Below are 20,190 nucleotides of genomic sequence, written 5' to 3'. Positions count from 1 at the left end.
GAGGCCGGGCCTCGGTTTCCCCCATTGTATCCGGACGGCGGACGGACGGCTGTGAACCGCGTCACAACGACGGCGCGCGATTCGCACTGCTCGCACGAGATGCGCGACCGAAGATGAGCCGGTATGTGCCGCCCGCTTCGGTCCGAAACCGCGAGATGCCGTCGGCGTCGACCTCCGTCGTTACGTTCGCTCCGTCGCGCTCCGCGGCGAACGGCGCTGCGGACGCGCGAATCGCGCAGACGCCGCTTGATTTCGCTCGAACGACCGCCTCCCGCGGCGCGCCGTCGGTCCAGCGGAGGTCGATCTCGAAGCCGCCTCTCGCGCGGAGTCCGGCGAAGCGCCCGTTCCTCCAAGCGTCCGGCAGCGCCGGCAGCAGACGGATCTCGCCGTCATGCGACTGCAGCAGCATCTCGGCGATGCCGGCCGTCGCGCCGAAGTTGCCGTCGATCTGGAACGGCGGATGCGCATCGAACAGGTTCGCGTAGACGCCGCCGCGATGGAAGTCCATCCCGCCGTCGTCCTCCACCGGCGTCAGCAGCCGTTCGATGAGCGACAGCGCCCGGTTGCCGTCGCGAAAACGCGCCCACAGATTGATCTTCCATCCGATGCTCCAGCCGGTGCCGCCGTCGCCGCGCGACTCGAGCGAGGCGCGGGCCGCGCGGAACAGCGTCGGCGTTCGCGCCGCCGTCATCGCGTCGCCCGGGAATACGTCGTAGAGGTGCGAGACGTGGCGGTGGAATCGATCCTCGTCGCCGTACGGCGCAGACCACTCGAGCAGCCGGCCGTCTTCGCCGATCCGCGGAGGTCTAAGGCGCGCGCGGGCCGCCTCCAGCTCGGCGCGCAGCGGTTCGTCGACGCCGAGCGTGTCCGCCGCCGCGAGCACGTTGCCGAACAGCTCGCGAATGAGGCTCATATCCATCGTCGTCGCGACGCCTAACGCCGGGGTCCGGCCGTCTTCGAGGCGGAACCGATGCTCCGGCGACGTCGACGGGGACGTGATCAGCCCGCCTCTCCCGTCCTCGACGAGCCAATCGAGACAGAACAACGCCGCCTCCCGCATAACGGGATACGCCCGTTCCCGCAAATATTCGATGTCGCCGCCGAAGATATAGTGTTCCCATAGATGCCGGCACAGCCAGACGCCGCCCATCGGCCAATTCGCCCACAGCGGATTGCCGTGGCCGTCGTCGCCGGGCGGCCAGGATTGCCGCCACACATCCGAATTGTGATGGGCGGTCCAGCCGCGGCAGCCGTAGTGGATTTCGGCCGTCTTCCGGCCGTTCTCCGCGAGCTCGCCGACGAAGCGCAGCAACGGCTCGTGGCATTCGGCGAGGTTGCACGTCTCGGCGGGCCAATAATTCATCTGCGCGTTAATGTTGAGCGTATAGTTGCAGCTCCAGACGGGACGCGCCTCATGGCTCCAGATGCCTTGTAAGTTAAGCGGCTGCGCGCCGGGTCTCGAGCCGGCGATCATCAGGTAGCGCCCGTAGTGGAACAGCAGCTCGACGAGCCGCGGGTCGCGGCCGCCGAAGGCGCGGATGCGCGCGTCCGCGGCGAGTCCGTCCGGCGCGGGGGACGGCGCGTCGAGCTCGAACGCGACGCGGTCCATCAGCGACCGGTGGTCGGCGACGTGCGCCGCGAGCAGCGCGGCGTACGGCTTCGCCGCGGCCGCCTCGAGCGCGCGCGCCGCGAGGGCGCCGGGCTCGAGGCCGCCGTCGCCGGGCGGCCGATCGAAGCCGGCGAAGCTCGTCGCGCCGGCGAACAGCAGCGTCGCGGCGGTCGCCCCCTCGACGTGCAGCCCGTCGGCGTCGATCCTCGCGGAGCCGCCGCCCTCGAGCCGGACGGCCAGCCGGCCTTCGAACCGCATCGCGGTCGTCGTCGCCGGGTCGCCGTACCGCAGCGGTTCGTCCGTGTCGTAGTAGCTCGGATCGACGTTCTCCGGGCAATAGCCGCGCAGCGCGAGCGTTTCGCCGTCGGCGGGCGCTTGCGTATGCCGCAGCGGGCTGCTCAGCGTCGCGCGGAACGAGAGCGCGCCGGCTCGGTCGGCGGCGAGCCGCACGACGAGGACGTCGTCCGGCGCGGACGCGAACGTCTCCCGCATGTAGGAGACGCCGCCGATCCGGAAGCGCACGCGCGCGACGCCGTCCGCGAGATCCAGCTCGCGCCGGTACGCCGACGCCAGCTGGCCGTGCCAAAACCGGACGTGCAGGTCGCCGAACGGCAGGTACGTCTGCGTGTACGGCCCCATCATCGATTGCTTGCTGAGCGCCTCGGCTTCTTCGTACCGCTCCTCGGCGATCAAGCGCCGGATCCGGGGCAGCGCCTCCCGCGCCTTCGGGTTGTTCCCGTCCCGCGGGCTCCCGGACCACAACGTATCCTCGTTCAGCTGAATCCGCTCCAGATCGACGCCGCCGAACGCCATCCCCCCGAGCCGCCCGTTGCCGACGGGCAGCGCCTCGGTCCACAGCCGCGCCGGCTTGTCGTATTCCAGCTTCATCGGCAGCCCCCCCTCTTATAATGCTAGGTCGCGCGGCGCGCCCGCGTGCTCGACGACGACGGCGTCCCCGGCGGCGAGCGACGCTTCGAATCCGCCTGCCGCGAGCCGGACCCGGTACGTCCGCCGGCCCGAATCCCCCGGGAACGGTGCGCCTTCCCTCGCGCCGAATCGCAGCCGCCGCGACGCGTCGTCCCAAACGACGGACGTCCGCGCGAAGGCGCCGCGCTCGTAGCCGTAGCCGTCGCCTTCGTCCTCGTACAGCGTAATGCCGCCGTCCGCCCCCGGATAGACGAGCACGTCCCAAGGCGCGTCGAGCGCCTCGCCGCTCCATTGCACGTCCGGTCCGATCGGCAGCACGGAACCGGCTCGCACGTACAGCGGAATCGTCTCGAGCCCGCAGTCCGCCGTAACCCAGGAGCCTCCCGCATGCCGCTCGCCCGTCCAGAAGTCGTACCATTCCGTCCCGGCCGGCAAGTACACCCGCCGCGTCGAACGCCCGCCGACGGAAGGCGAGACGATCGGACAGACGAGCAGCGCCGGTCCGAACGCATACTGGTCGTCGATGCCGCGCACGACCGGATCCGCCGGGAAGTCGAACGCGAGCGGCCGCATCATCGTGCCGTGCTCGTGCGTCACGGCGCCCGCCAGCGAATAAATGTATGGCAGCAGCCGATACCGCAGCCGGACGAACCGAACGAGCGTATCGTAGATCGTCTCTCCCGGTTCGCCGAAGCGCCACACCTCCCGCGGCGTGTCCGTGCCGTGCGAGCGGAACATCGGCAGGAACGCGCCGTATTGGAACCAGCGTAAATACAGCTCCCGATACGCCGGATCCTCGCAGCCGGCGTCATAGTCGCCGTCCCAGAACCACTGCTCCTTCTTCGCGACGAAGAACGCGCCGATATCCGACGTCCAATACGGCGCGCCCGTCGCGACGAAGTTGAGCCCCGCCGGAATTTGCCGGCGCAGCGTCTCCCACTTCGCCGCCGTGTCCCCGGACCAGGTGATCGTCGCGTACCGCTGCTGGCCCGAATACGACGATCGCGTCAAATTGACGACCCGCTTCGCGGACGTAACCGCCCGCTGTCCTTCGTAGATGCCCTTCGAATGCTGCAGCGAGTACGCGTTAATATATTCGGGGTCCAAGTATTTCTTGGACTGGCCGGTATTGACGAGCAGCCGCTGCTCCGGCTCGAGCCGCACGGAGCCGTTCCAATCGGCTTCGAACGGCTCCGTGCAGTCGCACCACCAGGCGTCGACGCCGTGGTCGAACAATCCTTCCTTCGCTTGTTTCCAGTACAGCGCGCGCGCCTTCTCGCTGAAGGCGTCGTACGTCGCCTGATTGCCGAGCAGCCCCTTCTCGCGTTTCATCTCCAGATGGTTCGGCCCGTCGTTGTTCATGATCGGCCAGATCGACACCATCAGCCGCGCGTGCATCGCGTGCAGCGTCTCCGTCATCGCCGTCGGGTCCGGGAACCGCTCCGGATCGAACGACTTCTGTCCCCATAGATTGCCCGTCCAAGAGCACCAATCGAGGATGATGAGATCGAGCGGAATGCATCGCTCCCGGTATTCCCGGACGACCTCGATCAGCTCCGCCTGCGACTTGTACCGTTCCTTCGACTGCGCGTAACCGTACGCCCAGCGCGGCAGCAGCGGGGCGGCGCCGGTCAGCTGACGGTACCCCGCGACGACGCGATCGAGCGCCGGACCGTGGATGAAATAATAGTCCATCTCGTCGTCGACCTCGGTCCACAAGTAGGAGCCGTGCGCGTCGTCGCGGAAAATCATCAGTCCATAACTGTCGAACAGGACGCCATACCCGTTCGTAGAAACGAGTACGGGCACGACCGCTTTCATATTTTGCTGATACAAATATTGAAACGAGCCGCGAAGGTTCATAACGCCTTCTTCATGCGAGCCGAGGCCGTACAACGCTTCTCCTTCGCTCCATTCGAATTCGAGCTTCGTATGGTACGCCCTTCGCCGAATCGTCTCCTTCGCTTCCGCCGCTTGGGCGCGCATGCCGTCGACCGACATCGTCGTCGCCACCTCGGCCGACTCGTCGTAGACATTCACGACCGCCTCGGCGGCGACGAGCGTCTTCCCGCCGCGCGCCGGCTCCCGCGTCAGCAGCCGCCCGGCCGCGTCGCGGTAGACGAAGGCGCCGGTCGCCTTCGTCACCGTGAGCGCCAGCTCCGACGTCCGGAGCTCGACCGCGTCGTCCGTCTCCGCATACGTCCAAGCCGTTTCCCGCTTCGCATCGGGCACCGCGGCGAGGCTCGTCTTCGCGCCGAACTCTTCCTCGAGCGTATAGACGACGCGAAGGATCGACGGCGCGTACGGTTCGATCTTCATGCGGCCCGACGTCGTCGTCAGCACGAGCGCTTCCGGGGTTGCAACTACGCCTGTCACTTTCATCGCGATAGGTTCCTCCTCACAAATATTCATACGGCTTCCACCGAGAGTCCTCGGGAACGCCGCGCTGGCCCGGGTACGGCGACGCGGTGCGCCATGACGCCTTCGCGGCGAGCGTCTCGGCCCAGGCGTCCTCGACCGGCGCGTACGAGATCGGGCCGACCGGCGAGCGAGGAGCCGCGGCCGCCAGCGTCTCGACGATGCCGCCGAGCCGCGCGAGCGACGCCTCCAGGATACGTTCGCCGAGCTCCGCCGACGCCTCCTCGGCGTCCGCGCCGAGCGCCAGCCGTCCGCCGGCGCCCGGCTCCGTCTCGAGGCGGCGCAGCGAGAAGTCGACCAGCTCCGGCCGCAGCGCCATCAGCTGCGAAATTTCGTATTTGCCCGCATGGTCGCCGGCATACGTCCCTTCGACCAGCTCCGGATCGCTGCCGACCCACATCGGCACCTCCGCCCGCCGCCGGAACGCGTCCGCCGCGAGCCGCAGGTCGGCCTGGTTGCCGCCGCTGTGCCCGGTGACGACGACGCCGCCGCGGAACCCGGCGTTGACGAACGCGCGAAGCTGGTACAGGAAGAAGTAGAGCAGCGCTTGCGGCGGAACGCCGGTCATCGGCGCCTCCCCTTCCCCGACCTCGGAGACGAGCCACGGCGCGTGATAGCCCGCCTCGTGAATTTGGTACCCGAGCGTCGGCGCGACGATGCCGCCGTACCGCCGCGCGGCTTCCTCGCATAAATAGTCCGCCTTGATCGAATCGAGCCCGTATGCGGCGATCTGCCCGTGCGGCTCGCAGATGCCGAGCGGCAAATACGCGATCGGCCGCGCCGCGAGCCGTTCGCGGAACTCTCGGGGCAGCAGCTCCGCCCAACGCACCTTCGTTTTCATAGGCCTCTAGCAGCTCCTCTTATTTGTAGAAGTTACGCGGCCAGGCGTGCTTCTTCAGCTTCCGGACCTGTTCCTCCGGCAACCCCCGGCCGTCGCCCAGCGCGCAGTTCATCTCGACCTCGCGCCGGCGCAGCATGCCCGGAATGACGGTCGAGACGCCCGGGTGCGACAGGATGAAGCGCAAGGCGATCTCCGGCGTCCGCTCGAGCGTCGCGCCGAGATCGTCGGCGATGGCCGTCACGCGCTCGAACACCTCCCGCTTCCGGTCGTCCCGGAAGTAGCCGTTCCGGAAGTCGCCCTCGGGGAACGTCGTATCCGGCCGCACCTGGCCCGTCAGCCCGCCTTCGTCGAGCGGCACCCGCACGATCGTGCCGACGTTCATCTCCATGCAGAGCGGCAGAAGCTTTTCCTCCGGAGCTTGATCGAACACGTTGTAGATGAACTGCACCGCGTCAACGACGCCCGAACGGATCGCTTGCAGCGCGTTATCCGCGTCATGATCGTTGATCGAGATGCCGAACGCGCGTATCTTGCCCTGCTCCTTCAGCCGTTCGACTCCCTCCAGCCAGTCGCCTTGGTCCGTCCAATCGTCAAGCCACACATGCGTCTGCAGCAGGTCGATCGTCTCCGTTCCGAGATTGCGCAAGCTGTTCTCCGCGCAAGCGATCATGTGCTCCTTCGTGAACGCGTCCTGAACGGCCGTGCCGGCCGGGGCCGGCCATTTCAGGTTGATCGGCGATACCTTCGTCGCGACATAGATTTCCTCGCTGCGCGACTTGACGACCTCTCCGACGAGACGTTCGCTGTGTCCGTTGCCGTAGCCCATCGCCGTGTCGATGAAGTTGAGGCCGAGATCGATGGCGAGATGGAGCGAGCGAAGCGACTCGTCGTCCTCCGCCCCGACCCAGCTCGTCTTCCCGATTCCCCACGCGCCGAAGCCGACTTCCGAGATGCGAAGGCCCGATTTTCCCAATACGCGATAATGCATGTGCATAACTCCTTTTATCGTCCCGTTTCCTCTGAGTATATAGAAAAGGCTCCAGCCGAACTTACCCATCCCCCGGCTCGAATTTGCGATTTTGTTCACGGCGTTCGAACGGGCCCGCTTCGCGAACAAAATTGCAACTTTCCGTCGGCCCGCGGGTAAGAACGCCGGCCCGGCCCTATGCTACGATGAACGCAACGGAACGGAATCCACCATTTTCGCAAACGAAGGAGCTGGGTCGAATGCTGACGCAAGATCAAATCGATTACTTCCATCAGAACGGCTACTTGATCATGAGAGGGCTGTTCAAGGGCAAAGAGCTGGAGCTGCTGCAGCGCGCGGCGGACGAAGTGCAGGCGCAGGGCGTCGCGCGGCAGGGGCAGAACCATCGATATTACAAGAACCGCGACGGCAGCGAGACGTACTGGCGTTCGGAGGATATGTGGAACCGCGGGGACATCTTCAAAGCGGCGACGGTGAAGCAGGAATTGCTGGAAAACATCGGGCAAATCATCGGCCATTCCTTCTATCCCTGGAACGACTCGCTCGTCGTGAAGCTGCCGCATTCCGGCGCGCCGGTGCACTGGCACCAGGACCCGCCGTACGGAGCCAAGGCGCGCGACAAGACGTTCGGCATTCCGAACTTCACGACGGACATCTACCTCGACCACTCGGGTCCGGACAACGGATGCGTGTATGCGATTCACGGCCGCCATCTCGTCGGGCACGTCGATCTGAAGAAGGTATCCGAAGAAGACTTGTACACGAAGTGCGGCGCGGTGCCGCTCGAGATGGAAGCCGGCGACGTGTTGTTCCACTGCTTGTCGACGCCTCACGGGTCGTCGTACAACCACTCCGACATCCAGCGCCGCATCTTCTACGTTCATTATTTAAATGAAGAGGTGTATCAGGACAGCTACGCGCCGGAGCCGTGGGCGAAGGAGCTGCCCGGCTGGAGCGAGAAGCGACGCGCGCAAATCGCCGAGATGCTCGACGTGCGCAAGGCGATGGGCTTCGAAGAGACGAAGCTCGACGGCACGCTGCGGTTCGACGAGAACGGCATCTCGTTCGCCGGAGGAGGTCCGGTCACGCCGCCGCGATACTGGGAGACGCTCGCGTCGGACATTACCGCCGAGCAATGGGCGGAGAAGAAAGTCGTACAACGCATATAAGCACGGCACGCGAACAGGGGCTTGCCCGCGATCGGAGGATTCGTTCTCCTTTCGGGGCGGGTCTTTTTTTGTGCTTGCATAAGAAATTGCTTTGTGCTTTAATGTACTGACGAACGTTCGTCAGGGAGGTTAGTATGACAGCAGAGAAAATCAAAGAAACCGCGCTGCGGCACTTCGCCAAGAACGGGTACGAAGGCGCCTCGCTCGCCGATATTTCCGGCGAGGTGGGGATCAAGAAGCAATCCATCTACGCGCATTTCCAAGGGAAAGACGACTTATTTTTAGCCGTCTTCCGTACCGCCGCCGAGAATGAGCTTCGCTTCGTCGAGCGCTATTTGGATCATGCGAAGGAGCTGGCGTTGGAAACCGTGCTATACGAATTTCTGCTCCGCTACAAGGAACGATACGAACGGGAAGACCATACGAAGTTCTTCTTACGGATGGCCTTCTTTCCGCCTAAGCACCTATACCGAGAGGTCGTAGAGTACGGCAACCAGTACGTGGACCGGATCGGCAGCCTGCTCCACCCGATCTTCGGTTCGGGCGCGGCCTCCGGGCAGCTCCATCCCGACGTGTCCGTCGAACGGGCGGTCGCCGCCTTCGCGGCGCTCGTGGACGGCATGTTCGTCGAGATGCTCTACGGCGGCTCGGAAAGCTCGATGAGGCGGTTGGATGCGTCTTGGTTCGTATTCTGGCGAGGGGTTAAGAACGACTAGAGGAGGCATCGCGATGAACCGCAGCTGGATTTATATATTTATCGGGGTTTTGTTCGAAGTGATTTGGGTGACGGGTTTTAAGCATGCGACCGATGTATGGACGTGGGCGGCGACGGTCGTTTCGCTGATCGTGTCGTTCGCGCTCATCATCTCGGCGTCGGCGAAGCTGCCCGTCGGGACGGTGTACGCCGTGTTCACGGGCCTGGGAACCGTCGGGACGGTCGTCGTCGAGATGGTCATGTTCGACGAGCCGGCGAGGCCGCTCAAGCTGGTTCTGATCGCGATCCTGCTCGCGGGCGTGATCGGGCTGAAAGTGATCGGCGGCGAATCTCCCGCCGATCATCCGAAGGAGGCGAAGGGGTAATGGCCTGGGTATCTTTATTTATCGCCGGGTTGTTCGAGATCGTCGGCGTCATCGGGATGAACCGCATCAAGCGGGATAACAACGTACTGGCGTACCTTCTGTTCGGGATCGGCATCGCGATGAGCTTCTTGTGCCTGAGCTTCGCGATGAGAAGCCTCCCCATGGGCACGTCGTACGCGATCTGGACCGGCATCGGGACGGCCGGCGGCGCGTTGGCGGGCATGTTGTTTTACAACGAATCGAAGGATAAGCGCCGCATCGCGTGCATCGGCATGGTATTGTTCGCGGCCGTCGGGTTAAAACTCATCTCGTAGCCGCATGAAGCGAACGGCCCCTTCCAATGCAGGAAGGGGCCGTTCGCGTTCCGTTCATGAGCGAGCGAGCAGCTTATCGACGTCGATCGGCTTCCCGTCCATCCGGACCGATAGAGCCGAATGTTCCGCATCCTCTCCCGCGCCTTCATGCACCACGACTTCGCATTTCGGACAAGCGAGCCTCTTCACGGCCTCGACCAACGTAACGCCGCGGGCGCTTCCATCCGTAAACACTTCGATTTTTTTACTCATTCGATCGTCCTCCTTCGTTCACGGCTCGAAGGACCGGACATGACGCAAGCGACGCGTCGGCGCGGCCCGCCGCGCTCTCCAGGAGCGCCTTCATGCGCCGAAGCCGCTCGATATTCGCTTCGATCTCGGCGATCTTCTCCTCGGCGTACCGGCGAAGCTCGTCTTCCGGCAGCGCCTCTCCGGCCCGAAGCGCCTGCAGCTTGCCGATTTCCTGCAGCGTAAACCCGATCGCCTGCGCCTGCCGAATCCAACGAATGTCCTCGACGTCCGTTTCGTCGTACATCCGGTACCCGGCCTCTGTGCGCGGCGGCTCCCGCAGCAATCCGCGCTTCTCGTAATACCGCAGCGTCTCCAAGTGAACGCCGGCCCGTTCCGCCGCTTCCCCGCTCTTAAGATGCGTCAACTCCGTTCCCTCCTCGGATCTATCTTACGCCCCGTAGGTAGGTACGGAGTCAACACCTTCCCGGTCGCTCTTTCGAAAGGAATACTACGGGATAACGGCTCGTTTATCGTATCTCCCTATCATATCAAAACTCAAGCGACTCGATTCCCAATATTTTAATAGTATTCCTTGACAGGAATATTCCTTTAGGTGTATATTACTAAATATCACGGATGATTTTAAGGAGGAATTTATAATGGCTTACAACGCAATGGTATCGAGAGTAGAGGACGAACGGGTCCTAATCTTGGAGCGCGTCTTCGACGCCCCTCGCGAGCTCGTGTTCAAGATGTTCAAGGAGCCGGAGCATCTTAAGGTTTGGTGGGGGCCGGCCGGTTGGGAGCTTCCGGTCTGCAAGATCGACTTCCGTCCGGGCGGGGTATGGCACTACTGCATGAAGTGCGTCGATCCGAATCAAGGCGAATTTTTCGGAATGGAATCGTGGGGCATCGCGTTATATAAGGAAATCGTCGAACCGAAGAAGATCTTATACACCGACTCTTTCTCCGATGCCGAAGGGACCTTCGTCGACACGATGCCGTCCACCGATGTTACGCTGGATTTCATCGACGTCGACGGCAAGACGAAGCTGGTCAATCGTGGCGAATACATATCGCCGGAGGCGCTCAAGACCGTTATGGACATGGGCATGCTCCAAGGCATCACGGAAACGTGGGATCGTCTGGAACAGCGCTTGAAAGAGCTCCAATAAGGAAAATGGAAACGGCCGCCGGACGATGCTTCCGGCGGCCGTTCGCGCGCGGGGCGAATCCCCGATTTATCTTCCGCCTCCGGCGACGTTCGCCGCTCCTTCGCGCCGCGATTGGTTGCGGTACTCCCGAGGCGAAACCTGACGGTACTCCTTGAAGTGTTTATTGAAGTAATGGATCGAATGGTAGCCGCAGTCGAAGGCGATGTCGGTGACCGACTTATCCGTCGTCTTCAGCAGATGCATGGCGATCTGCATGCGCAGCCGATGAATGAACCGGTTCGGCGTCACGCCCACCGCTTGCTTGAAGGTCGAATAGAAATACGTCTTCCCCCGGCCGTACAGATCGATCAAGTGCTGCACGTCGATATCTTCGGTAATATGCCGCAATATATACTCGACCGCCGACACGATGCCCGCGTCGATCTCGACGTCCCCGTCGCGCCGCGCCTGCTCCAGCGTGTACCGATACGCGGAAACGAGAATGTCGACGAAGTGCATGAACTGCTTGGACTCCCAGCCCGGCAGCCCCTTCTCCTGCTCCTCGTACGCGGCGGCCGCCGCGGCGTGGATGGCGCGCGCGTACGGAGACGCCGCCGGAATATGCGGCGTCGCCGCCGCCGTGTAGAACGGGTACAGCAGCTGGTAGCCGTAAGGGATCATCCGCACGATCGACGGCGAGAACAGCACCATCAGCCAATGAATCGGCTTGTCTCTCCGGACCGCCAGATTGTAATGCGGCTCGTACGGCCGGAACAAGAAGACGTCGCCCGCCTGCCCGGAGAACGACCGGTGGAGCAGGCGGAATTCGGCGTCGTTTTCCAATAGGACATTGATTTCCAGCAGATCGTGCATGTGCAGCTCGTGGTCGGTATCGGCGTCGATCCGCTTCTCGATTTTCAGCTCCCGCTCCAATCGCAGGTCATGGAAAAACATCGAACGTCCCCCTTCCTAAACTCCCTCCGCTTATCCCTTCACCGATCCGGACGTCATGCCCGCGATAATGTAGCGTTGGCCGAGCAAGTAGATGACGATCACCGGCAGCGTCGTCATGACGATATCGGCGGAGACGAGGTTCCAGTTGACTTGGAACTGTCCGAAGAAGTTGTAGACGGCGAGCGTCATCGGCCACTTCGAAGAATCGTTCAAATAGTACAGCGGCAGGATGAAGTCGTTCCAGGCGCCCATGAAGTTCAGAATGCCGACCGTCACGAGCACCGGGAGCAGCAGCGGAAACACGATGGAGACGAACAGCCGGATCGGCGAGCAGCCGTCCACGACGCCCGCTTCGTCGAGCTCCCGCGGCACCGAACCGACGAAGCCGTACATAAGGAATACGCTGAACGGAATGGACATGACCGCCAGCAGCACGACGATGCCGATCTGGGTGTTGATGAGCTGCGTCCACTGCATCACCTTCGTCAGCGTCACGAAGTTGACCGGCATCGCGATGCCGAGGATGACGAAGAAATATAGGAAGCGGTTCAGCTTCGAGCCGTTGCGGGCGAAGACGTATGCGGCGAGCGCCGCGAGCGCGATGCCGAGCGCCGTCGAGGCGGTCGCGTACAACAAGCTGTTGAAGAACGATTGGACGAGGCGCCCCTGCTCGATGACGACCGCGTAATTGCTCCACTCCAGCTTCGTAGGCAGCGCCATGCTCATGGAGGCGGCGCCGAGCCGGTCCTTGAACGAGTTGATCAGAACGAGCAGGAGCGGCACGAAGAAGAACAGGCTGAGCAGCCAAGCCAGCGCGTTCTGAGCGATCCGGAGCGCTAGATGCTTTTTCATAGTCAATGCTCCTCCCCCTGCCTCGACATCAATCGGATGACGAAATATCCGGCCACGGTCATGACGAGGAACAAGAGCGACGATAACGCGGTGCCGACGCCGTAACGCCCCATCGAAAACTCCTTGAAGATGACCGTATACAATACGTCCGTCGACCATCCGGGGCCGCCGTTCGTCAGGACGTAGACGACCTCGAACACTTTCAGTCCGTGCAGCAGGTTCAGCACCGTCGTGACGACGAGCGCCGGCATGAGCAGCGGGATCGTAATATGGATGAATCTTCCCCAGGCGCTCGCGCCGTCGATCTCGGCAGCTTCGTAATACGTCTTCGAGATGGACTGCAGCCCGGCAAGCAGGATGATCATAATGTAACCGACGCCCTTCCACGTATCGACCGCGATGATCGACTTGAACGCCCAGGCGGCGTCGACGAGCCACTTCTGCGCCAGGAAGCCGAGGCCGAGAAACCGCAGCGTCTCGTTCAGCAGACCGGTGGCGGGATTGAGCACGGATTTGAAAATGAGTCCGACGACGAGCATCGGCACGATCGCCGGCATGAAAATCATGACGCGATGGAAGCCCTTCATCCGAATGCCTTCGTTCAGCGCCAACGCGAACGCCAGTCCGAGCGCCGTCTTCAGCACGACCGTCGAGACGGTGAAATTGAGCGTGTTGACGATAAAATCGACGTAGTTTTCGTCGGGCGAAAACATCTCCTTGAAGTTGTCGAACCCGATAAAGTTGATTTCGTCGGAATAACTGTTCCAATCGGTGAACGAATAATAGAAGCCCATGACGCCGGGTACGACGAAAAATACCAGGTACAAGAGAATCGTGCCCCACGCGAAGTAGGAAGGGTAAAGTTTGTTCCGCATCGACTTGCTCCTCGCTGCCGGAACCGGAACGGGGGCGGCTCGGCGGCCGCTCCCCGCGTTTCCGTATCCGTTATTCTGCTTGCGGTCTCGCGGCGGACGTTCCGCGCGTTACCAGTTCGGGTCTTTGGCTACCTGCGCCATGTCTGCGCGGCGCTTGTCGATCGTCGAGAGGACGTCCGCCGGCTGCGCCGCCCCGCCGAACATCGCGGCGATGTCTTTGCCGATATCCATCCACTGCGGGTTGACGTAGTTGACGTAGTTCTGGATGTCGGTGCCCTTCTTCGGATACATCTCGAACAGTTCCTTCTGCGCAGGCGTGTACTTGTCCTTAAGGCCCGGGAAGTTCAGATTCGTGATTGTCGGGTCGTTATCGATCATGTACTGCAGACTTTCCTGCTTCGCGAGGTAAGCGAAGTACTGCTTCGCTTCTTCGATATGCTCGGAGCCCGAATAGATGAATTTGCTCGGGCCGCCCGGATGGATGTAGTAAATTTGGTTGTCGGCGATCGGAATGACGAAGTATCCGAAATCGGTCGCCTTCAGCTCCCCGCCGATCGCTTCGACGTCATTGACGATGCTCTGATTCGCGAGCGCCATCGCGAATTCCCCGGAGGCGAGCTTCGTCGCCGTGTCGGCGCCGGTGTCGGAGAACGTGTTGTCGCCGAAAAATCCAAGATCGTACATCTCCTTCAGCTGGGCGAGCGCGTTCAGCATCGTCGGATCGTCGGCGAACTTCTTCTTGTTCGCGTTCAGATCGTCGTACAAGCCCGGCGTCACTTCGTCGTAACGCGGACCCGGCTCCGCGAACCAGAGGACGTGGTGCCAGCCGTCGGCGATCGGCTCGTAGATCGGCGTGACGCCGGATTCGAGAATTTTCAGGGAGAGCGCCTTGAACTCTTCGTACGTCTTCGGAACGGAGAGGCCGAGGCTTTCGAAAATTTTCTTGTTGTACGTCACGACGAAGCTGTTCGCCGTGTCCCAAATCGTAAGCGCGTATATTTTGCCGTTCACGGTCACTTGCTCGAGCGACAGCGGGTCCTCTCGCTGCGTCCACTCTTCGCCCGACAGATCGACCGCGTTCTGTTCGACGTTATAGTTGAGCGTCACTTCGCTGATGCCGCTCTGCCCGCCGAAGATGTCGGGGCCTTCCTTCGCGTTCAGCTTCGTCTTCAAGACGTTGAAGTATTGGTCCGCCGGAACGATCTGGTAGTCGATGCGGATGCCGGTCTCTTCTTCGAACTTCTTGGCCAGCTCCATCTCCGCGTCCTTGATCCAGCCCTGGCTGGCGATATAAGTCAGCGTCACGTCTTTCTTCCCGGTCGATGGCTCCGCCGCCGGTTCGTTCGCCGCTGGCGTCGCCGCCGCAGGCTCGTTCGCCGCTCCGCCATTCTCCGTCGTCGCGCCGCTCCCGCCGCCGCATGCCGCAACGACCAACATCGTCGTCAGCAGCGCCGCGGTCAGCGTCCATCCTCTTTTCAACCTCTTCGTCACCGTCATCGCTCCCCTTGACTTTGGATTCGAGTTTGCATTTTATGAATCCGCTTTCATTGTCGGATTTGAACACATTATATCGTGCGCCTTCCCCTCTCGCCATGGACTAACAGGACTCGTTATTTGTATTTATTTTACCAGTATGCGCTTTCAAAAATCTTTTGACAAACGACCGCAGGCGGCGGAGAATGGAGAAAAACCGTACACCGGCTTGTCGGAGGACCGCATGCGCGAGCGTATCGTCAAGACATCAGGCAATATCCAAACGATCCTCTTCTCGACCTACACGCTGATTATCGTTATCGTCTTTACGATCTTGGTGGTTTGGTTTTATCTTTGGGCGTCCGACCGCATCCGCTCCAACGCGGAGGACTCGCTCGAGGGCATGGGCCGGTCGATGCAGGAGCGCATCGACTCCGAGCTCGGCAAGATGAACGACGTGTCGCTGAACGTCTTGTACTCCAATCTGGTGAAGAACCGGTTTCAGGAGTACCTCGGCAATGCGAAGCAGCGGGAGACGGACGCCCAAGCGGCCGCGAACGCCGTGAAGGCGGCGAAGGAACTCGCGGACATCTTGACCGCGGCGATCGGGCCGTCGCGGCCTGTCGAACAGCTCTACCTATACGACTTCGAAGGGAAGGTGTACGGCAACGGCTTCGACAACGGCGAACAGAGCTACCGGCCCGAGGAGATGCCTTGGTACGACGCGGTCCTCGCCGAGACGGGCGGCAAGTACATTTCGCTTCCCGTGCTGGACGAACCGATGTCGCGCTTCATCTCCTCGCGGGAGATGCAGTATTCCGTCTCGTTATACCGCTTGTTCTACGGCAGCTACAACACGCCCATGGGCATCGTCGAGGTGAAGCAATATTTCAACCGCATCTTCGACAGCGTCATCGACTTCGCGGAGACGAATCCGTACGGCGCCCGCGTCGTCATTTACAATGCTGCGGGCGACATCGTGTATCCGCTGCGGGCGTCGAGCGCCGACTTCGCCTACCTCGCGGCCGTGGCCGCGGCGCCGGTCGGCGAAGGCTTCCGGCCGTTCGTCGATCCCGCCACCGGCGATCGGGAGCTCATCTCCGTGCACCGTTCGGGCTTCACCGGCTGGAGCACGGCGATCGTCGTCTCCGAGTCGAAGCTGCTGGCCCCCGTCTCCGTCTTCGCCGCCCGCACCGTATTCGTCGGCATCGGCATCCTGCTGTTCGCGATCCTGTTGTCGTACGCGGCCGCGAACCGGATCACGCACCCGATCCTGAAGATCCATCGGACGATCCGCAACATGAGCCTGCAGGATCTGGGCTCCGGCCGGATCGGGTCTAGCCGGCTTCGAAGCGGCGTCATCGAGATCGATCAGCTGCACGAAGCGTTCGTTCAGATGAACGATCGGTTGAAGCATTCGATGGACGAACTGCTGCTTTCTCAATCGCAGGAGCTGCAGGCGAAGCTCGTCGCGCTGCAATCGCAGATGAACCCGCATTTTCTGTACAACACGCTTGCCACGATTCACGCGATGGCGGAGGAAGGCATGTCCGAGCAGATTATGGACATGACGGAAAACATGTCCAAGTTCCTTCGATATTTCTCTTCCGACGCCTCCGCCGTATCGTTGGAGGAAGAGATCGTGCATACGGAGAAATATCTCGAGATCAATCGGATTCGACACGGCAGCAAGTTGGATTTCCGGTTCGATGTCGACGCGCGGCTGCTGCCGCTCGAAATTCCGAAGCTGATCGTCCAGCCCCTCGTGGAAAACGCGCTCAAATTCGCGACCCGCGGCGAACCGCCGTGGCGCATCGTCGTGACGGGTATCGCGGACGGGAACCGTTGGCGCCTCGAAGTGTCCGACAACGGTCCCGGCTTCGCGGCGGACAGTCTCGCCGCCTTGCGGGAGCGCATCCGGGAGGTCGACGAGACGGGCGTCATTCCCGCGCTTAAGCTCGGCGGGATGGGGCTCTTGAACATCTACATCCGCCTGAAGCTGACCTACGGGAAGGATATGGTATTCGACGTTCGGAACGCGCCGGACGGCGGCGCCGTCGTCGCGCTCGGCGGCAGCTTCCGGAACTTGACTTGAACGAAGCGAGCGGAAGGAGGTGCGTTGGCATGAGCACGGAACGCAGATATGCCGTTACGGTCGTGGTCGCGGAGGACGAAGAGCTGATCCGCGGCAGCCTCGTCCGGAAGATCGAGGGCGTCGACGCGTCCATCGGCGTCGTCGCCGCCGCGCAGGACGGGAAAGAAGCGTTGGAGGCCGTCGAGCGTTGGCAGCCGGACCTCGTCGTCACCGACATTCGCATGCCGATCATGGACGGGATCGAGCTGATCAAGTCGCTGCATCTGTATCATCCGCGGGTCCGGAAGGTCATCGCGACCGGTTATGCGGACTTCGAGTACGCCCGGGAGGCGTTGCGTTACAACGTCAGCGAATACTTGCTGAAGCCTACGTCCGCGAAAGACTTGTCCGCCGTGCTGCTCCGGCTGAAGACGGCGATCGAAGGGCAGCGCGAGGCGGAGGGCGGTTCGCTTCGCGCGCTGCCGCGCGCCGCGGGCGACGGTCCGGACGACATCGTGCGGGCGGTGTGCGACTACATGCGCGAACACTTCAACAAGGAGCTTAGCCTCGAGCAGATCGCCCGGCATTTCAATTTCAACGCGTCGTATTTAAGCAAAATCTTCGTCAAGCATACCGGCGAGCCGCCTTCCCGGTACCTCATGTCGCTGCGGATCAACGAAGCGAAATATTTGCTCTCGCAGCATCGGTCGCTCAGCGTCAAGGAAGTCGGGGAGCGCGTCGGGTATCCCGATCAATTTTACTTCAGCCGCGTCTTCAAGCAGGCGGCGGGCATGACCCCGAAGGAGTTCCAAAGCTCGCGCGCGCAAGAGTAAACGGGGGCTGTCCCAAAAGTCGTAAAATGACTAAGGGGCGGCTCCTTCTTTTTACAATCATGCTCTTAGCGGGAGGGGGTACGGGTTCCGGCTCGCGCTTCTGTATAACCGAATGAGCCGCCTGTCGTCATTACACCCAATTGGAACAGCAAAGAGGTCGGGCGGCTTTCACTCGCCCATAACCTCCTTAAGCGAACAGCAATAAGCCAAAAAGTAAAAACGGTCGGTCAGGAATAGACCAATCCTGACCGACCGTTTTCAAGTTTTTCATAGGGGGATGGCTGCCCGTTAGTGGATTTTACCCACTTATGGGACGGCCCCTTCGTGCGTACCCGTGCCGCCCTGTTGCGCTCGCCTGCATTCATGCGGGTAGTTCCCCCAGCCGATCTCTGCCCGGCTATAGCTCCAAGACCGCCTTCACGACCTTCGACTCCGGCCGCAGCCACTCGTCGAACCGTTCGATCGTCTCGCCGAACGCGGCGCGATGCGTAATGAACCGCTCGATGTCGACATCCCCCGCTTCGACGGCTTCGACGACCCGGGCGAAGTCGTCCCGCGTCGCGTTCCGGCTCGCAAGGAGCGTCAGCTCGCGCTTATGGAATTCGGGATCGCTGAACGCGAGATCGTCCTTGACGAGCCCGACGAACACGAGCGTTCCGCCGTGCGCGACGTACCCGAACGCGCTCTCCATCGACGCCGCGTTGCCCGTCGCGTCGAGAACGACCGTCGGTCCGTCGCCGCCGGTGAGCGCGAGCAGCCGCTCCGCCGCCCCGTCCCCCGCGGTCAACGTCGCGTCCGCCTTCGCCCAATCGCGGCCGAACGCCAGACGCTCCTCGTTGACGTCCATCGCGATCACCGTCGCGCCGGCGTATTTCGCGAACGCCATGACGCCTAGCCCGATCGGCCCGCCGCCGATGACGAGCGCCGTCTCCCCGCGGCTCAGTCCGGAGCGGCGCACGGCATGCGCCCCGATCGCGAGCGGCTCGATCATGGCCGCCGCATCGAACGACAGCCCGTTCGTCCGAATCAGATGCGACGCGGGGACCGCGATCCGCTCGCGCATCCCGCCGTCGACGTGGACGCCGAGCACCCGCATCGACGTACAGCAGTTCGTCTTGCCTCTCCGGCAGGCGATGCATTCGCCGCAATGCAGGTAGGGGATTACCCCGACCTGGTCCCCCGGCGTCAATCCGCTCGCGCCGCCGTCGTCGATCGATTCGACGACGCCCGCCAGCTCGTGGCCGAGAATGCGCGGATACGAGAAGAACGGCTGACGGCCGCGGAACGCATGATAGTCCGTTCCGCAAATGCCGACGCGCCGGATCCGGACGACCGCCTCGCCCGCCCGTCGTTCGGGCTCCGGCAAGTCGTCCCGGAAGACAAGCCGGCCTACTTGATCGCATACGATGCCTTTCATTCGTTCCCCGCCCCTTCCTTCCGATGAATCCGTTCGTTATATTCCGGACGTCCGCTGACCCACGATTCCCCGCGGACCGGCTCGAGCAAGTCCAAGACCTGCGCGAGCAGCGCTTCGTCGATCGGCTCGTCCGTCCACGCCGCGTTCTTGACGATATTGTCCGGATTCGCCGTGCTGACGAGCGTCGTCGGAATCGCAGGGTTCGCGGTGGAAAACTGCACCGCCAGCTTCGCGATGTCCGCTCCCTGCGCGGCGCAAAACTCCGCCGCCCGTTTGCAGGCCGCCTTCAGCTCCGGGCTGGCGGGATGCCACGCCGGCGTCCCCCGCGTGCCGAGCAGCCCCATGGACAGAGGCGACGCGTTGACGAGACCCGCGTCCTTCGAGGCGATCAACGGCAGCAGCTCGAGCAGCGAAGCATCGTTCAGCGAGTAATGGCAATACGAGATGATCGCGTCGACGTCGACGTCCGCGCGCGGCAGCAGCTTCTCGAACAGCTCGAGCGGCAGTCCGCAGATGCCGCCGAAACGAATCTTCCCCTGCTCCTTGAGCCGGCGCAGCGTCGGGATCGCCTCTTCCAAAATGATGTCGGCCGGCACGAATTCGATGTCGTGCAAAAATAATATATCAACGTAGTCCGTATGCAATCGCGCAAGGCTCTCCTCAAGGCTGCTTACGATGCGGCCTGCGCTGAAGTCGAAGTCGTCCACCCCGTAGCGTCCCGCCTTCGTCGACAAATAGAACTTATCCCGCGGCAGCTCCCGGATCGCCCGGCCCAACACCGTCTCCGCCTTCGTCAGTCCGTAATAAGGCGATACGTCGATATAGTTGATGCCCGCGTCGACGGCGGCATGGACGGCGCGAATGCCGTCGCGGTCGTCCGTCTCGCGGAACACCGACCCGAGCGACGAGGCGCCGAAGCTCAGGACCGATACGTCGAGGCCGGTGCGGCCCAATCGGCGGTATTGCATGACAACATCCCTC

19 protein-coding genes are annotated in these 20,190 nt (G+C 62.5%); 7 read left to right on the top strand and 12 right to left on the bottom strand.

Annotated features, from left to right (window positions below; genetic code table 11):
• Nucleotides 1-61: 61 nt before the first annotated feature.
• The 4 genes from FE782_RS05285 to FE782_RS05270 are packed head-to-tail and all read right to left on the bottom strand — an operon-like array spanning nt 62 to nt 6,783.
• Entirely contained in the window at nt 62-2,497 is a 2,436-nt protein-coding gene (locus FE782_RS05285) for a glycoside hydrolase family 95 protein (RefSeq protein ID WP_138193004.1), read from the bottom strand.
• Nucleotides 2,498-2,512: 15 nt separating this feature from the next.
• Nucleotides 2,513-4,918 carry a glycoside hydrolase family 31 protein gene (locus tag FE782_RS05280; protein WP_138193003.1) on the bottom strand — a complete coding sequence of 802 codons (2,406 nt, stop codon included), beginning with the start codon at nt 4,916-4,918 and terminating at the stop codon, nt 2,513-2,515.
• Between the two features lie 16 nt (nt 4,919-4,934).
• Entirely contained in the window at nt 4,935-5,795 is an 861-nt protein-coding gene (locus FE782_RS05275) for a creatininase family protein (RefSeq protein ID WP_138193002.1), read from the bottom strand.
• A 19-nt stretch (nt 5,796-5,814) separates the two neighbouring features.
• Complete coding sequence (locus FE782_RS05270; protein ID WP_138193001.1) at nt 5,815-6,783, bottom strand: aldo/keto reductase; 969 nt, start codon at nt 6,781-6,783, stop codon at nt 5,815-5,817.
• Nucleotides 6,784-7,022: 239 nt separating this feature from the next.
• On the opposite strand from FE782_RS05270, the gene FE782_RS05265 reads away from it, so the two are divergent.
• From FE782_RS05265 to FE782_RS05250, 4 genes are all read left to right on the top strand, one after another.
• A complete protein-coding gene (locus FE782_RS05265; RefSeq protein WP_158299264.1) occupies nt 7,023-7,952 on the top strand; it encodes a phytanoyl-CoA dioxygenase family protein in 930 nt (309 codons plus the stop codon).
• Nucleotides 7,953-8,086: 134 nt separating this feature from the next.
• Nucleotides 8,087-8,668 (top strand): TetR/AcrR family transcriptional regulator, encoded by a 582-nt coding sequence (locus tag FE782_RS05260; protein ID WP_138192999.1) that lies wholly within the window; start codon nt 8,087-8,089, stop codon nt 8,666-8,668.
• 13 nt (nt 8,669-8,681) lie between these two features.
• Nucleotides 8,682-9,032 carry a DMT family transporter gene (locus tag FE782_RS05255; RefSeq protein ID WP_138192998.1) on the top strand — a complete coding sequence of 117 codons (351 nt, stop codon included), beginning with the start codon at nt 8,682-8,684 and terminating at the stop codon, nt 9,030-9,032.
• Entirely contained in the window at nt 9,032-9,346 is a 315-nt protein-coding gene (locus FE782_RS05250) for a DMT family transporter (RefSeq protein WP_138192997.1), read from the top strand. The genes FE782_RS05255 and FE782_RS05250 overlap by 1 nt, the downstream gene beginning before the upstream one ends.
• Nucleotides 9,347-9,400: 54 nt before the next feature.
• Here FE782_RS05250 and FE782_RS05245 read toward each other — a convergent pair whose 3' ends face one another.
• Together FE782_RS05245 and FE782_RS05240 are read right to left on the bottom strand one after the other, a co-directional pair.
• On the bottom strand, nt 9,401-9,598 hold the full coding sequence (locus FE782_RS05245) for a hypothetical protein (RefSeq protein WP_138192996.1): 198 nt from the start codon (nt 9,596-9,598) through the stop codon (nt 9,401-9,403).
• Nucleotides 9,591-10,001 carry a MerR family transcriptional regulator gene (locus FE782_RS05240; RefSeq protein WP_138192995.1) on the bottom strand — a complete coding sequence of 137 codons (411 nt, stop codon included), beginning with the start codon at nt 9,999-10,001 and terminating at the stop codon, nt 9,591-9,593. Before FE782_RS05240 ends, FE782_RS05245 begins: the two co-directional genes overlap by 8 nt.
• A gap of 235 nt (nt 10,002-10,236) precedes the next feature.
• On the opposite strand from FE782_RS05240, the gene FE782_RS05235 reads away from it, so the two are divergent.
• Nucleotides 10,237-10,752: an SRPBCC family protein gene (locus FE782_RS05235; protein ID WP_138192994.1), complete on the top strand. Its 516-nt coding sequence runs from the start codon at nt 10,237-10,239 to the stop codon at nt 10,750-10,752.
• Nucleotides 10,753-10,818: 66 nt separating this feature from the next.
• Here FE782_RS05235 and FE782_RS05230 read toward each other — a convergent pair whose 3' ends face one another.
• The 4 genes from FE782_RS05230 to FE782_RS05215 all read right to left on the bottom strand — a co-directional run bounded on the left by FE782_RS05230 (nt 10,819) and on the right by FE782_RS05215 (nt 14,903).
• Nucleotides 10,819-11,685 carry an AraC family transcriptional regulator gene (locus FE782_RS05230; protein ID WP_138192993.1) on the bottom strand — a complete coding sequence of 289 codons (867 nt, stop codon included), beginning with the start codon at nt 11,683-11,685 and terminating at the stop codon, nt 10,819-10,821.
• A 30-nt stretch (nt 11,686-11,715) separates the two neighbouring features.
• On the bottom strand, nt 11,716-12,537 hold the full coding sequence (locus FE782_RS05225; protein WP_138192992.1) for a carbohydrate ABC transporter permease: 822 nt from the start codon (nt 12,535-12,537) through the stop codon (nt 11,716-11,718).
• 2 nt (nt 12,538-12,539) lie between these two features.
• Nucleotides 12,540-13,412: a carbohydrate ABC transporter permease gene (locus FE782_RS05220; protein WP_138192991.1), complete on the bottom strand. Its 873-nt coding sequence runs from the start codon at nt 13,410-13,412 to the stop codon at nt 12,540-12,542.
• Between the two features lie 108 nt (nt 13,413-13,520).
• Nucleotides 13,521-14,903 carry an ABC transporter substrate-binding protein gene (locus FE782_RS05215; protein ID WP_158299263.1) on the bottom strand — a complete coding sequence of 461 codons (1,383 nt, stop codon included), beginning with the start codon at nt 14,901-14,903 and terminating at the stop codon, nt 13,521-13,523.
• A gap of 226 nt (nt 14,904-15,129) precedes the next feature.
• Here FE782_RS05215 and FE782_RS05210 point away from each other — a divergent pair, with 226 nt between their 5' ends.
• Both FE782_RS05210 and FE782_RS05205 read left to right on the top strand, forming a co-directional pair.
• A complete protein-coding gene (locus tag FE782_RS05210; protein WP_158299262.1) occupies nt 15,130-16,980 on the top strand; it encodes a sensor histidine kinase in 1,851 nt (616 codons plus the stop codon).
• A gap of 29 nt (nt 16,981-17,009) precedes the next feature.
• Nucleotides 17,010-17,792, top strand: a complete 783-nt coding sequence (locus tag FE782_RS05205; protein WP_138192988.1) for a response regulator transcription factor — start codon at nt 17,010-17,012, stop codon at nt 17,790-17,792.
• Nucleotides 17,793-18,189: 397 nt separating this feature from the next.
• On the opposite strand, the gene FE782_RS05200 is transcribed toward FE782_RS05205, so the two are convergent.
• Nucleotides 18,190-19,209 (bottom strand): zinc-binding alcohol dehydrogenase family protein, encoded by a 1,020-nt coding sequence (locus tag FE782_RS05200; protein ID WP_138192987.1) that lies wholly within the window; start codon nt 19,207-19,209, stop codon nt 18,190-18,192.
• Nucleotides 19,206-20,177 (bottom strand): aldo/keto reductase, encoded by a 972-nt coding sequence (locus FE782_RS05195; RefSeq protein ID WP_138192986.1) that lies wholly within the window; start codon nt 20,175-20,177, stop codon nt 19,206-19,208. The genes FE782_RS05200 and FE782_RS05195 overlap by 4 nt, the downstream gene beginning before the upstream one ends.
• Nucleotides 20,178-20,190: the final 13 nt, after the last annotated feature.

Origin of the sequence: Paenibacillus antri, assembly GCF_005765165.1 — a bacterium.
Classification (GTDB): domain Bacteria; phylum Bacillota; class Bacilli; order Paenibacillales; family YIM-B00363; genus Paenibacillus_AE; species Paenibacillus_AE antri.
This window is presented reverse-complemented; position numbering and strand designations above follow the sequence as displayed.

What these genes read in the sequence shown, in the direction of transcription:
- FE782_RS05285 (WP_138193004.1), bottom strand. Translation starts at nt 2,497, where the DNA reads ATGAAGCTGGAATACGACAAGCCGGCGCGGCTGTGGACCGAGGCGCTG.
- FE782_RS05280 (WP_138193003.1), bottom strand. Translation starts at nt 4,918, where the DNA reads ATGAAAGTGACAGGCGTAGTTGCAACCCCGGAAGCGCTCGTGCTGACG.
- FE782_RS05275 (WP_138193002.1), bottom strand. Translation starts at nt 5,795, where the DNA reads ATGAAAACGAAGGTGCGTTGGGCGGAGCTGCTGCCCCGAGAGTTCCGC.
- FE782_RS05270 (WP_138193001.1), bottom strand. Translation starts at nt 6,783, where the DNA reads ATGCATTATCGCGTATTGGGAAAATCGGGCCTTCGCATCTCGGAAGTC.
- FE782_RS05265 (WP_158299264.1), top strand. Translation starts at nt 7,023, where the DNA reads ATGCTGACGCAAGATCAAATCGATTACTTCCATCAGAACGGCTACTTG.
- FE782_RS05260 (WP_138192999.1), top strand. Translation starts at nt 8,087, where the DNA reads ATGACAGCAGAGAAAATCAAAGAAACCGCGCTGCGGCACTTCGCCAAG.
- FE782_RS05255 (WP_138192998.1), top strand. Translation starts at nt 8,682, where the DNA reads ATGAACCGCAGCTGGATTTATATATTTATCGGGGTTTTGTTCGAAGTG.
- FE782_RS05250 (WP_138192997.1), top strand. Translation starts at nt 9,032, where the DNA reads ATGGCCTGGGTATCTTTATTTATCGCCGGGTTGTTCGAGATCGTCGGC.
- FE782_RS05245 (WP_138192996.1), bottom strand. Translation starts at nt 9,598, where the DNA reads ATGAGTAAAAAAATCGAAGTGTTTACGGATGGAAGCGCCCGCGGCGTT.
- FE782_RS05235 (WP_138192994.1), top strand. Translation starts at nt 10,237, where the DNA reads ATGGCTTACAACGCAATGGTATCGAGAGTAGAGGACGAACGGGTCCTA.
- FE782_RS05230 (WP_138192993.1), bottom strand. Translation starts at nt 11,685, where the DNA reads ATGTTTTTCCATGACCTGCGATTGGAGCGGGAGCTGAAAATCGAGAAG.
- FE782_RS05225 (WP_138192992.1), bottom strand. Translation starts at nt 12,537, where the DNA reads ATGAAAAAGCATCTAGCGCTCCGGATCGCTCAGAACGCGCTGGCTTGG.
- FE782_RS05220 (WP_138192991.1), bottom strand. Translation starts at nt 13,412, where the DNA reads ATGCGGAACAAACTTTACCCTTCCTACTTCGCGTGGGGCACGATTCTC.
- FE782_RS05210 (WP_158299262.1), top strand. Translation starts at nt 15,130, where the DNA reads ATGCGCGAGCGTATCGTCAAGACATCAGGCAATATCCAAACGATCCTC.
- FE782_RS05205 (WP_138192988.1), top strand. Translation starts at nt 17,010, where the DNA reads ATGAGCACGGAACGCAGATATGCCGTTACGGTCGTGGTCGCGGAGGAC.
- FE782_RS05200 (WP_138192987.1), bottom strand. Translation starts at nt 19,209, where the DNA reads ATGAAAGGCATCGTATGCGATCAAGTAGGCCGGCTTGTCTTCCGGGAC.
- FE782_RS05195 (WP_138192986.1), bottom strand. Translation starts at nt 20,177, where the DNA reads ATGCAATACCGCCGATTGGGCCGCACCGGCCTCGACGTATCGGTCCTG.